The organism is Psychroflexus lacisalsi, from assembly GCF_020164495.1.
GTDB classification, from domain to species: Bacteria; Bacteroidota; Bacteroidia; order Flavobacteriales; family Flavobacteriaceae; genus Psychroflexus; species Psychroflexus lacisalsi.
Genome location: NZ_JAIQYZ010000001.1, coordinates 783,366 through 795,519 on the forward strand (window position 1 = coordinate 783,366; position 12,154 = coordinate 795,519).

The 12,154-nt window shown below is 36.3% G+C and carries 10 protein-coding genes; 8 read left to right on the top strand and 2 right to left on the bottom strand.

Going from position 1 to position 12,154, the window contains the following annotated elements; all coding sequences use genetic code 11:
* Positions 1 to 151 precede the first annotated feature (151 nt).
* The 6 genes from dnaA (at position 152) to ligA (ending at position 6,353) form a co-directional block, all read left to right on the top strand.
* Complete coding sequence (gene dnaA / locus LB449_RS03620; protein WP_224453703.1) at positions 152 to 1,582, top strand: chromosomal replication initiator protein DnaA; 1,431 nt, start codon at positions 152 to 154, stop codon at positions 1,580 to 1,582.
* Positions 1,579 to 2,037, top strand: a complete 459-nt coding sequence (locus LB449_RS03625) for a low molecular weight protein-tyrosine-phosphatase (protein WP_224453704.1) — start codon at positions 1,579 to 1,581, stop codon at positions 2,035 to 2,037. The genes dnaA and LB449_RS03625 overlap by 4 nt, the downstream gene beginning before the upstream one ends.
* 20 nt (positions 2,038 to 2,057) lie before the next feature.
* Entirely contained in the window at positions 2,058 to 2,777 is a 720-nt protein-coding gene (locus tag LB449_RS03630; protein WP_224453705.1) for an SAM-dependent methyltransferase, read from the top strand.
* 30 nt (positions 2,778 to 2,807) lie between these two features.
* A complete protein-coding gene (locus LB449_RS03635) occupies positions 2,808 to 3,431 on the top strand; it encodes an IMPACT family protein (RefSeq protein WP_224453706.1) in 624 nt (207 codons plus the stop codon).
* On the top strand, positions 3,428 to 4,270 hold the full coding sequence (gene prmC, locus LB449_RS03640) for a peptide chain release factor N(5)-glutamine methyltransferase (protein WP_224453707.1): 843 nt from the start codon (positions 3,428 to 3,430) through the stop codon (positions 4,268 to 4,270). Before LB449_RS03635 ends, prmC begins: the two co-directional genes overlap by 4 nt.
* A gap of 82 nt (positions 4,271 to 4,352) precedes the next feature.
* A complete protein-coding gene (gene ligA, locus LB449_RS03645; RefSeq protein WP_224453709.1) occupies positions 4,353 to 6,353 on the top strand; it encodes an NAD-dependent DNA ligase LigA in 2,001 nt (666 codons plus the stop codon).
* A 39-nt stretch (positions 6,354 to 6,392) separates the two neighbouring features.
* On the opposite strand, the gene LB449_RS03650 is transcribed toward ligA, so the two are convergent.
* Together LB449_RS03650 and LB449_RS03655 are read right to left on the bottom strand one after the other, a co-directional pair.
* Positions 6,393 to 7,307, bottom strand: a complete 915-nt coding sequence (locus LB449_RS03650) for a bifunctional metallophosphatase/5'-nucleotidase (RefSeq protein WP_224453710.1) — start codon at positions 7,305 to 7,307, stop codon at positions 6,393 to 6,395.
* A gap of 4 nt (positions 7,308 to 7,311) precedes the next feature.
* On the bottom strand, positions 7,312 to 8,064 hold the full coding sequence (locus LB449_RS03655; RefSeq protein ID WP_224453711.1) for a 5'-nucleotidase C-terminal domain-containing protein: 753 nt from the start codon (positions 8,062 to 8,064) through the stop codon (positions 7,312 to 7,314).
* Between the two features lie 156 nt (positions 8,065 to 8,220).
* On the opposite strand from LB449_RS03655, the gene LB449_RS03660 reads away from it, so the two are divergent.
* The gene (locus LB449_RS03660) at positions 8,221 to 10,224 is read left to right on the top strand and encodes a cation:proton antiporter domain-containing protein (RefSeq protein ID WP_224453713.1); all 2,004 of its coding nucleotides are present in this window, start codon (positions 8,221 to 8,223) and stop codon (positions 10,222 to 10,224) included.
* Positions 10,225 to 10,276: 52 nt separating this feature from the next.
* Positions 10,277 to 12,136, top strand: a complete 1,860-nt coding sequence (locus LB449_RS03665) for a M61 family metallopeptidase (protein ID WP_224453714.1) — start codon at positions 10,277 to 10,279, stop codon at positions 12,134 to 12,136.
* Positions 12,137 to 12,154: the final 18 nt, after the last annotated feature.

Genomic DNA, 12,154 nt, shown 5'->3' on the forward strand with positions numbered 1-12,154 from the left:
AACAACTCTTTAAGTATAGGCAGAAAAAACGAGAATTTCAACCTGAAATAGATTTTTTTATTAAAAAGTTTGTTCACATATTTGTCATCCCGATGGAGTAAAATTAGCTTTATCTGAATATAATTTTAATACAAATACTTTAAGCTTAACTATGTCAAAATCAGCAACTTCGGTTTGGGAAAACTGTCTTATTTTTATCAAGGACAATATTTCAGATCAAGCTTATAAAACTTGGTTCCAACCCATAAATGCTGTAAAACTCAATGATAATGCTTTAAGTATTCAGGTGCCTTCAAAATTCTTTTACGAATGGTTAGAAGAGCATTATGTTGACTTATTGAAAGTTGCCCTTACCAAAGAACTTGGAAAGTCTGCAAAATTGGTTTATGTCATCCGAATGGAAAATGCTGAAGGGAACCGACAGCCCTTCACAGAAAAAATTCCAAGTACTCAACGTTCCAGTGTTCATTCTCAATCTGTAGATTTTCCCGCCAGGCAGAAAAATCCAGAATTAAGAAATCCTTTTGTGATTCCTGGAATAAGAAATTTAAAGATTGATTCTCAGTTAAATTCAAATTACAATTTTGATAATTTCCTAGAAGGAACTTCCAATAGATTGGCTAGATCTGCGAGTCTTGCAGTCGCCAATAAACCTGGAGGAACTTCCTTTAATCCACTACTTATTTTTGGTGGAGTAGGACTTGGTAAAACTCACCTGGCTCATGCCATCGGTTTACAGGTGAAAGATAAGTTTCCTGAAAAAACTGTTCTTTACATATCCGCAGATAAATTTACCCAGCAGCATATAGATGCTGTTTCCAAGAATAACAGAAACGATTTTATTCATTTCTACCAGATCATCGATGTTCTCATTGTTGACGACATTCAATTGATTTCTGGTAAAAAAGGAACTCAAGATGTCTTCTTTCATATTTTCAATCATTTGCATCAGAATGGAAAGCAAGTGATTTTGACTAGTGATAAAGCTCCTGTCGATATGCAGGATATTCAACAGCGTCTTTTATCAAGATTTAAGTGGGGGCTTTCTGCAGAGCTTGAACAACCAGATTATAATACACGAATAAAAATCATCAAAAATAAACTCTACAATGACGGAGTTGAAATGCCAGATGAGATTTTAGATTATGTAGCTTCAAGAATCACCAATAATATTCGTGAACTTGAAGGTGCGATTATTTCGCTTATAGCGCATTCTTCCTTCAGTAAGACAGAGATTACTATAGATCTTGCCGAGCAGATTGTAAAAAATTATGTCAAGAATAATAAAAAGCCTATTTCTCTGGATGATATTCAGAATGTGGTGAGTGATTATTTTCATATTGAAATCGACGAATTACAATCAAAGAGTAGAAAACGAAATGTAGTCCAAGCTAGACAAATCGCGATGTACTTCGCTAAGGAAATCACTAAAACCTCGCTAACAAATATTGGCAGGCATATAGGCCAAAGAGACCATTCTACAGTTCTACACTCTTGTAAAATTGTTTCTAACTTACAGGAATCTGATAAGCAGTTTAGAAAATTCATTCAAGACTTAGAAATCAAATTCAAGCAGTTATGACCAAAATATTGATGGTGTGTTTAGGGAATATTTGCCGTTCTCCACTGGCGGAAGGTATTTTAAAATCTAAACTGGACTCGTCAAATTTTGAAGTGGACTCTGCTGGAACATCAGGATATCATGAAGATGCGTTGCCAGATCAGCGCTCTATCAATGTAGCCCAAAAAAATGGATTGGATATCACAGACCAAAGAAGCAGAAAGTTTACGAAAGAAGATTTTAAGAATTTCGATCATATTTTTGTGATGGACACTTCAAATTATGAAGATGTTATAAGCCTGGCAGAAACTCAGGAAGAAAGAGATAAAGTAAGTCTTATTCTGAATAAAATATTTCCTGGAGAAGATGAGAGTGTACCAGATCCTTATCATAATTCAATAGATGGTTTCAATCAAGTATATGCAATGCTTGAAGAATCTTGCTCTTTGATTTCGAGGGAATTGGAGAAGCCTTAGTTTAAATAAAACTTCAATAAATGGAAAATGTTCAGCAAAAAGGTAAACTATATCTTATCCCAAATCGCCTAGGAGATTTACCGCCTCTAGAGGTGCTTCCTCTATCCATCCGTAAAGTGATTAATGAAGTTGATCATTATATCGTTGAAAATGAAAAAGTAGCAAGACATTTTATAAAGAAAATTGTTCCATCAAAATCTCAACCCAGTTTAGACTTTAAACTGCTAAATAAATTTACTTCAGAGCTGGAAATTCCTAACTTTTTAGACCCCTGCGAGCAAGGAATCCATATGGGGCTGCTATCTGATGCAGGTTGTCCTGGAGTTGCAGACCCTGGCGCCCAAGTTGTAGCATTAGCTCATCAAAAAAATATTCAAGTGGTTCCGCTAGTTGGGCCGTCCTCTATTTTACTAGCATTGATGTCCAGCGGGCTTAATGGCCAAAGTTTCACTTTTCATGGTTATTTACCTATCGATAATCAAGAGCGGAAGCATTTTGTAAAAAAAATTGAAAGAGCTTCCATAGAGCTAAATCAGGCTCAGATTTTTATTGAGACGCCTTATAGAAATAATAAATTGTTGATCAGTCTTATTTCGACTCTTCAGGCTTCCACCAGAATAAGTGTAGCTGTAGACCTTACTTTATCCACCGAGTTCATTAAAACTCAAACCGTATCAGAATGGAAGAAAACTTCCATAGATTTGCATAAGCGGCCAGCGATTTTCTTAATTCAGGGCTAGAAGTATTTTTCATTTTCAAACTAATTTTTATTGGAAAAAGACGCTTATAAAACCATAGACCGACCTGGTCAAGAAGTGCTTTTTAAAGAAAAAGCAAGTAAGTTTTTCGCCTATTCTTTTCCAGTCTCCAAAGAAGAAGATGTTGATTCTGCGCTACTTGAATTAAAGTCCAAACACAACAAAGCCGGTCATTTTTGTTATGCCTGGCAAATGGGTGAAAACTATGAGCACTATAGAGTCAATGATGATGGAGAGCCCTCCAATTCTGCGGGAATGCCTATTCTTGGTCAATTACAAAATTTTGAAGTCACTAATATTTTGATTGTTGTGGTTAGGTATTTTGGAGGTACCAAACTTGGAGTTGGTGGTTTGATTTCGGCTTATAAAACTGCTGCCAAAATGGCCTTGGAAAGCAGTAAGGTTATTTCCAAGACGATAAACCTCAATTTTGAGATCACCTGTGAGTATGATAAAATGAATCTGGTCATGAGGCTGGTAAAAGAATACGATCTAAATATTATAGAACAGGACTTGAAACTGGATTGTCATTTTAAGATTGGCGTTAGAAAAAAAGATTTTGAAATGATTTACGATAAATTTCAAGCTGTGTTCGGTTTTGAAGTATCTAGCGAATTTAAAACTGAAGAAGAATGACGAACCTGAAACAACTTAAAAAAGAATTTACTGAAGATCTACAGCCGACTTACGAATCGAGTGAAATCTCGACATTTTTTACTTGGCTCACTGAAGATTTATTGGATCTGAAAACTCATGATCTATTACTTAAGACTGAAGTTGACCTCTCAGAAGATCAGCTTTCAAAATTTAAAGAAGCAAAAGAACGGCTTAAAAAGGAAGAACCTATTCAGCATATTTTGGGTTACACCGAGTTTTTTGGATTGAAGCTAAAAGTAAACTCAAATGTGTTGATTCCGCGTCCGGAAACCGAGGAACTTGTTCAATGGATTTTAGATGATTGTAAATCGAAAGATTTTCAGTTGTCGATCATAGATCTAGGAACGGGTAGTGGTTGTATTCCTATCGCATTAGCCAAGCATCTGCTTCAAGCAAAGATCAAAGCTTTAGATGTTTCAGAAAAAGCATTAAAACTTGCAGTATCAAATTCCGAAGAGAATCATACTCATATTGAATTTATTCATGCAGATCTTTTGAATTTGGAAACGCTTCCTGAAGTCGATATCATCGTGTCTAATCCGCCTTACGTGAAAAGCGCTGAAAAATCCAGCATAAGAAAAAATGTTGTAGACCATGAGCCACACGTCGCCCTATTTGTGGAAGATGACGATCCACTGATTTTTTATAAAAAAATTGCTGAATTAGCTCTTAAATCAGACAAGCGACCAATTGTTTATACGGAAGTAAGTCAATATTTGGCAAAGGAAACGCAAGATCTTTTTCTAAATCTTGGATTTAAGAATGTAGAACTGAGGAAAGATTTTAGAGGAAATGATCGAATGCTAAAAGCCTATTAAAAATAGTCCGTAAGTGTTTTTCCGATTTATTTTTGAATGATTTTAGTTTAAATTTTAAGAACTATAATAATTGACAGATTTCATGGATGTAAAAGAAAAAATAGAGCAGTTGCGTACAGAGCTTCACGAGCATAATTATAATTATTATGTCTTGGATAGTCCTGAGATTTCTGACTATGACTTTGACATGAAATTAAAAGAGCTCCAGGCGCTGGAAGAAGCTCATCCGGAGTTTGAGGACCCCAATTCTCCTTCGATGCGGGTTGGTGGAGAAGTGACCAAAAATTTCGAAACTATAGTTCACGATTTCCCGATGTATTCGCTGTCCAATTCTTATTCCAAAGAAGATCTTGATGAGTGGGAAACCCGAATTCAAAAAATTATAGAGGAACCTGTTGAATTCACTTGTGAACTCAAATACGACGGTGCATCCATCAGTTTGACTTATGAAAATGGTGAGTTTTTGAGAGCTGTAACCAGAGGTGATGGAACTCAGGGTGATGCAGTAACATATAATGTAAAGACCATAAAATCGGTCCCTTTAAAACTGAAAGGAGATGATTATCCACAGAGATTTGATATCCGCGGAGAAATTGTTTTGCCTTACGAAGGTTTTGCAAAGCTTAATGCCGAGAAAGTAGAGCAGGGGGAAGAGCCCTATGCAAATCCCAGAAATACTGCTTCTGGAAGTTTGAAATTACAGGATAGTGCTGAAGTAGCTAAACGACCTTTATTGTGTTTGCTCTATAACTTAACAGGTGAAAATTTGGGTGTAACCACCCAAATGGAAAGTTTGAATAAAGCCAGAGCTTGGGGATTTAATGTGCCTAAAGAAGCTCAAATTGCAAAATCGATTGATGAGGTATTTAAATACATCAATTATTGGGATGAGCACAGGCGAGACTTGCCTTACGAAACGGATGGAGTTGTCATAAAAGTGAACAGTCTTCAGCATCAGGATGAATTGGGTTATACTGCAAAATCTCCACGCTGGGCGATGGCTTATAAATTTAAGGCCGAGCAAGTTTCTACTACTTTAAACAAAATAACATACCAGGTAGGGAGAACAGGAGCGATAACTCCTGTAGCCAATCTGGACGCTGTTCAGCTAGCTGGAACTACGGTAAAGCGTGCCTCTTTGCATAATGCAGATCAAATTGAAAAGCTCGACATAAGAGAAGGAGATGTGGTTTTTGTAGAAAAAGGAGGTGAGATTATACCGAAAATTATAGGTGTTGATTTCAAACAGCGCGACCCCAATTCTGAATCCACAGCATATATTAAAAATTGTCCGGAATGTGAAACTCCACTTGTGCGTAATGAAGGTGAAGCTTTGCATTTCTGCCCGAATACAGAAGGTTGTCCGCCACAAATCATAGGGCGAATTCAGCATTTTATATCCAGAAAAGCTATGGATATAGAAGGGCTTGGAGGAGAAACGGTGGCTTTGCTAGTCAAAGAAAACCTAATTGAGGATTATGCAGATCTTTACGTTTTGAAGAAAGAAGATGTTTTGCCGTTGGAACGCATGGCAGAAAAATCTGCTGAAAATCTCATACAAGGCATCGAAGCATCCAAGGACGTTCCCTTTGAGCGCGTCTTATTTGGTTTAGGCATACGTTATGTCGGTGAAACCATTGCGAAAAAATTGGTTAAAGTGTTCAAAAGCATAGACGTTTTAGCTTCAGCAGGTTTGGAAGATTTGTTGGCTGTGGATGAAATCGGTGAGCGAATTGCTGAAAGTGTAGTTGATTTTTTCCAGAATAATGCCAATCAAGAACGCATTAACCGACTAAAGTCATACGGACTTCAGCTAGAAATTTCAGAAGATGCATTGACCGATCAAAGTGAGAAATTGAAAGATTTAAGCATCGTGATCTCTGGCGTTTTTGAAAAGGTTTCCAGAAAAGAACTTCAGAATTTGATAGAAAAAAACGGAGGAAAAAACACCAGTTCCATTTCCAAAAAAACAGACTATTTAGTCGCTGGAGATAACATGGGACCCAGCAAAAGAACTAAAGCAGAAAATTTAGCCGTTAAAATTATAACTGAAGATGAGTTTTTGGAGATGGTTAACGGGTGAAATTATTAGACCAGTCAAACGGTCAAAAAGTCGACTTCTTTATACCTCAATCATCAAACTTTTATTTTCACTAGCTCCGTTTTCATCAAAGTAAAAATCAATACGACCGACATTAATGCCAGCCCAACCAACTTGATTCACGAGTACTTTTTTGCCTTCCAAGTTTTCAACAACGCTAGGTTTTTCAAGAAAAGTATGCGTATGCCCGCCGATAATAAGGTCAATATTTTTGGTTTGAGCGGCTAATTTTAAGTCGTCAATCTTATCAGATCTGTAGCTATAGCCTAGATGCGATAAACAAATCACCAAATCGCAATTCAACTCTTCTTTTAAAATTTTTGTCTGTTCCTGAGCAATGTCGACAGGATTTAAATATTCTGTTTCTTTATAAAGATCTTTTGAAACCAAGCCTTCGAGTTGAATTCCCAAAGCAAAAACTCCCACTTTAAGTCCGTCAACCTCATAAAGTTGATGTGGTTTCACCAAACCATCAAGGCTTGTATTTTTTAAATTGTAATTAGCATTCAGTAAATCAAAATCAGCATGTTCCAACTGAGCAGCGATATTATCGATACCATTATCAAACTCATGATTACCTATATTGGAGGCATGATAGCCCATTTTGCTCATCAGTTTATATTCCAATTCACCTCCATAAAAATTAAAATAAGGCGTGCCTTGGAAGGCATCTCCCGCATCGAGAATAAGTGTGTTCGGATTTTCAGATACTACATTTTGGATATAGCTATAGCGTCTCGATACACCACCAAGATTAGCGTATTTACTATCATTGGCTGGAAAAGGATCGATATGGCTGTGCACGTCGTTAGTATGCAATATTGTGAGTTTCTTAGAATAGGGTTTTGGTTGAAAAGCACTAAGCATTCCAATTCCACTCACTGCTGTAAATGCCGTTGCCGCTCCAGTGGTTTTTATAAAGTGAATTCTTCTCATGGCTTTAGTTTTGTAATTGGATAAAGCGCTCATCTCTCACCGGCGCTATAGTGTCTTTCTTTTTGAAATAGTCAATAAACAAATTTCTCAACTTGTAATCCAAAGTTTCTACCTTTTCTGCATTCAGGAAAAAATCCATGCGGTCACCGCCTTTTATCAAGTAATCTGATGTGGCTACGTAGTAGGTTTTATTCTGAATTTGTTCTCCGTTCACTTTAGCTTCATGCAAGTCACCATCAGCATTTAAGATCACCTGAAGCCCCGCGATGGGGTGAGCAGTTTTATTTTTGGCGAGATAATTTATCAAAGCTCTAAGTTCCTCTGAAGAAAAGGCTGCCACAGCCACTTCATTTTCAAAAGGCATGATATTATAAGCTGTTCTGGTACTGATATCGCCAGCGTTGATTCCAGACCGGATGCCACCATAATTCAAAATAACAGCATCTATCTTATTGCCGGTCCGATTTTCAAAAATAGGATTTGCCATTTCCATCACAGCATCTGCCATCATGTTGCCAATTGGAGTGTTGAACTTAGCATCCGATTTATACATAGCTTCTGGGGTGTAAGCCAAAACACCTTCCATTTCTTCAGTAATGCGTTCTCTATATGGAGCTATAAAGTCTTCCAGCTCTTTATTCTTCGCAATAGAGTCAGAGATTTGAATTTGTTGAGCATCAATTTTTGAGAGTGTTTTTGGATTTTCAGAACAAGCCCATAAGCTGAAAACCAAAAACAATATGCTAATTTTTTTCATTTTTTCAAATTTGAAGTAAATATAATAGCTTTTTGAAATTTAAAAAGCTGAACGGCAACAACAAAATAATTTAGTTTTTTAGCATCCTTCTTATTTGTTTTTCAGAGTGCATTAGGAATCTTATTTTAGTACTTTTGCAACTCTCATAAATAAGCTATGGAAATCCCTCTACTCAAAGAAATTGTTGTTGTTTTAGGCATTTCGATTGTTATTATTTTAGCTTTCCAAAAACTCAAAGTTCCTTCCATATTAGGTTTCTTATTTGCAGGTATAATTGTTGGACCAAGTGCTTTTAACTTATTGAGTTCTTCTCATGAAGTAGAGTTACTTTCAGAAATAGGAATTATTTTTCTTCTTTTTATTATCGGAATTGAATTGTCCTTTAGTGGATTGATGAAAATTAAGAAAACCGTTTTCATTGGCGGTGGACTGCAGGTTGGTGGAACGATTCTGGTCACGGCTTTAGTGGCTATGGCATTAGGAGTAGAAATCAATACCGCTGTATTTCTTGGTTTTTTGATTTCTTTGAGTAGTACCGCGATAGTTCTAAAAATGCTTCAGGAAAAAGGAGAAATCAAGTCTCCTCACGGTAAAGTTGCGCTAGGAATTTTAATTTTTCAAGACATTATCGTGGTCCCAATGATGTTGTTAACGCCAATTTTAGCTGGAAAATCAGATAATATTGGAGAAACACTCCTCATTTTATTAGCTAAATTGATAGGTGTTGGTATCGTTGTTTTTGTACTTCAGAAATACATTGTTCCTTATATTTTTAAGTTGGTGGTTAAGTCTAAAAATCGAGAGTTATTTATTTTGACTACTATCGTTTTCTGTTTTTCTGTAGCCTGGTTAACCTCTTCAGTAGGCTTATCTCTTGCTTTAGGTGCTTTCTTTGCGGGTCTGATTATTTCAGAATCGGAATATAGCCATCAGGCTACGGCCAATGTTTTACCCTTCAGGGAAATTTTTATCAGTTTCTTTTTTATATCAGTAGGTTCTCTGCTAGATCTTGAATTTTTCATTAATAATGTAGTTTACATTCTCATATTTGTTATTGCTGTATTGGTCATCAAGATGCTTATCGTTGGCCTTGTAGCCTTAGTCTTAAAAAACCAGCCAAGAACTGCTTTTATGTCTGCGTTCAGCATTTTTCAAGTTGGTGAATTTTCTTTGTTGCTATCTACTGTTGGCTTACAAAACGACCTGCTGCCAGACGGTTTGTACCAGTATTTTCTTGCGGTCTCTATTTTAACGATGGCACTTACGCCTTTTGTTTTGCAAAAATCGCATAACATGTCCAGCTTTATGCTAAAAGCGACTATTCCTAAGCGGGTGAGAAAACGCATGAATAAGCGGAAAATTGACAATAGTAGTCAGGAAATAGACCAAGACCAAGACTGGAAAGATCATGTGGTGATTGTGGGGTATGGTATCAATGGTAAAAATATCTCCAGGGTAACATCTCACATTAATATTCCTTACGTCATTCTGGATATGGATTATGAAGCCATTAAAGAAGCTAAGCGGAAAAATCAACCTATAGTTTTTGGAGATGCTTCCGATCCGGAGATATTGAAACACATCAACATACAAAAAGCTAGGGTGGTGGTGATTGCAATTTCAGATCCCAATGCTACCAAAAAGATTATCTCTTCGGTAAGATTGTTTTCCCAAACGGTTTATATCATCGTCAGAACTCGATACGTCAAGGAGATTGAAGAAAATATGAAGGTAGGGGCCGATGAAGTGATACCTGAAGAATTTGAAACTTCTATTGAAATCTTTACGCGAGTATTGAGACAATACATGGTCACTCAAGGCGATATCGAAAACATTGTGACCAACATCAGATCCTCGGACTATGAAATGTTGACAAGTATAAAACCAACATCTACTAATGCTGTGTTCCAGCAACTGAATATTCCTGACAAAGAAGTAGCGACTCTTCATGTTCAGCATGGAAATAATAATATTGCGGGAAGTTCTATTCAGACCTCAGGTATTGGTAAGAATTATAATGTCACTGTTTTAGCTATTAAACGTGGTAGAAAATACATTTCAGATATCCAACCTGATACTAAAATTGAAATTGACGATTTAGTGTATATTTTTGGAGCATCAAAGGATATTAATGCACTCAATCAAGTTATAAAATTTTAGTGCTTTCGCGTAACAAAATCAGAAATAAGAGTCCAACAATAAATTCAAAAGAATGAAAAAAATAATTTTAGCCTTAGCAGTAGTATTAAGCGTAGTAAGTTGTAAGACTGTTACTCAGCCAGAAAATGATCTTATAGTAGTAGACGTCTTCCTTCATAATGTCGAAAACGATAAAGTCAAAGTTACTGTGAATCCAGGGCGGATTTCTTCAGATTCACTTAAATTTTATTTACCAAAAACAGTTCCTGGTACTTATGCGATCAATGATTACGGTCAATTCTCTCAAGATCTAGTTGCTTTGGATTATGATGGTGAAGCTATGGAGACTACTCGTAACGATGACGATACCTGGGTGATTTCCAATTCTTCGAATTTTGATAAATTGACTTATTATGTGAACGATACTTATGATATTGAAGGTGAAGGCGGCGTATTTTCTCCTGCAGGAACCAATTTTGAAGCGGGTGATAATTTTATGCTGAATTTGCATGCCATGGTTGGTTATTTTGAAAACGCTAAAGAAACACCTTATAAAATCAATATTCATAGACCCTCAAACTTAACAGCTTCTGCTTCTTTGCCAGTGATCAATCGAACTGAACAAGAAGATTATGTGATAGATGAATTTTCTACAGAGCGTTATTTTGGTGTAATTGACCATCCTATTTTATATTCTAAACCGGACACCACAAGTTTTGATATTGAAGGCATGAAAGTGTTGTTGAGTATTCACTCTCCCAACGGCGTTCATTCTACAGAAGATTTAAAACCTGCTTTAGAAAAAATGGTTCAGGCTCAAAAATCTTTTCTAGGTGAAATAGATAATACCAATGTATATGCGATTTTACTTTATCTGTCGGATATGGAAAATCCAGATGCACGCGGCTTTGGAGCATTAGAACATCACACGTCTACAAGTGTTGTTTTACCAGAAACCATGACATTGCAAGAGCTGGAAGAATCGATGACCGATGTAGTCTCTCACGAGTTTTTTCATATTATCACACCGTTAAATATTCACTCTAAAGAGGTGCATTATTTTGATTATAATGATCCTGAAATGTCTCAGCATTTGTGGATGTACGAAGGGGTTACCGAATATTTTGCTAACTTATTTCAAATCGATCAAGGCCTGATTTCAGAAGAAGATTTTTATCAACGTATGAATGAAAAGATCGAGACTTCAATGGCGTTTGACGATACCATGTCGTTTACAGTTATGAGTGAAAACATTCTTGAAGAGGACTATAAAGACAGTTATTACAATGTTTATCAAAAAGGTGCGCTCATAGGAATGGCTTTAGACATCAGACTGAGAGAATTGAGCGGTGGCGAAATGGGAATTCTGGACTTGATGAAGCAATTAATTTCTAAGTACGGAAAAGACACGCCATTTGAAGATGACGTGTTGATTTCTGAAATTGTTGATATGACTTATCCTGAAATTCAAAGTTTTTTTGATAAACACGTTAGTGGAAATACTCCAATACCATACGATGAGTATTTTGCTAAAGTGGGAGTAGAAAAAACTGAAAGCTTATCTAAAACTGGCTACTTCTTAAACGGAAGAACTCCATTTATTGATGCTAATCAAGATGAGGGGACAGTATTTTTCAGAGAAAGTTACCCAATGAATTCTTTCTTTAAAGATTTGGGAGTAGAAGGTGGTGATGTGATAAAATCTATCAATGGAACTGAATACACTTTAGAAAACATAAGACCACTCATCATGACTTCCATGGGATGGCAGGAAGGAGAAGATTTCAAAATTGTAATAGTAAGAAATGGTGAAGAAATGACGTTTGAAGGAAAAACTTCTCAGCCCTACATCGAGAAAACAAGTTTGCAATCTATGGAGGTGGATGCTAAAGATCCAAAATTTAAATTAAGACAAGCTTGGCTAAAAGGCTAAGTTTTTCTTTATGATAAT

Excerpts from the sequence above, each read along its gene's own strand:
- dnaA (WP_224453703.1), top strand. The coding sequence starts at position 152 with ATGTCAAAATCAGCAACTTCGGTTTGGGAAAACTGTCTTATTTTTATC.
- LB449_RS03625 (WP_224453704.1), top strand. The coding sequence starts at position 1,579 with ATGACCAAAATATTGATGGTGTGTTTAGGGAATATTTGCCGTTCTCCA.
- LB449_RS03630 (WP_224453705.1), top strand. The coding sequence starts at position 2,058 with ATGGAAAATGTTCAGCAAAAAGGTAAACTATATCTTATCCCAAATCGC.
- prmC (WP_224453707.1), top strand. The coding sequence starts at position 3,428 with ATGACGAACCTGAAACAACTTAAAAAAGAATTTACTGAAGATCTACAG.
- ligA (WP_224453709.1), top strand. The coding sequence starts at position 4,353 with ATGGATGTAAAAGAAAAAATAGAGCAGTTGCGTACAGAGCTTCACGAG.
- LB449_RS03650 (WP_224453710.1), bottom strand. The coding sequence starts at position 7,307 with ATGAGAAGAATTCACTTTATAAAAACCACTGGAGCGGCAACGGCATTT.
- LB449_RS03655 (WP_224453711.1), bottom strand. The coding sequence starts at position 8,064 with ATGAAAAAAATTAGCATATTGTTTTTGGTTTTCAGCTTATGGGCTTGT.
- LB449_RS03660 (WP_224453713.1), top strand. The coding sequence starts at position 8,221 with ATGGAAATCCCTCTACTCAAAGAAATTGTTGTTGTTTTAGGCATTTCG.
- LB449_RS03665 (WP_224453714.1), top strand. The coding sequence starts at position 10,277 with ATGAAAAAAATAATTTTAGCCTTAGCAGTAGTATTAAGCGTAGTAAGT.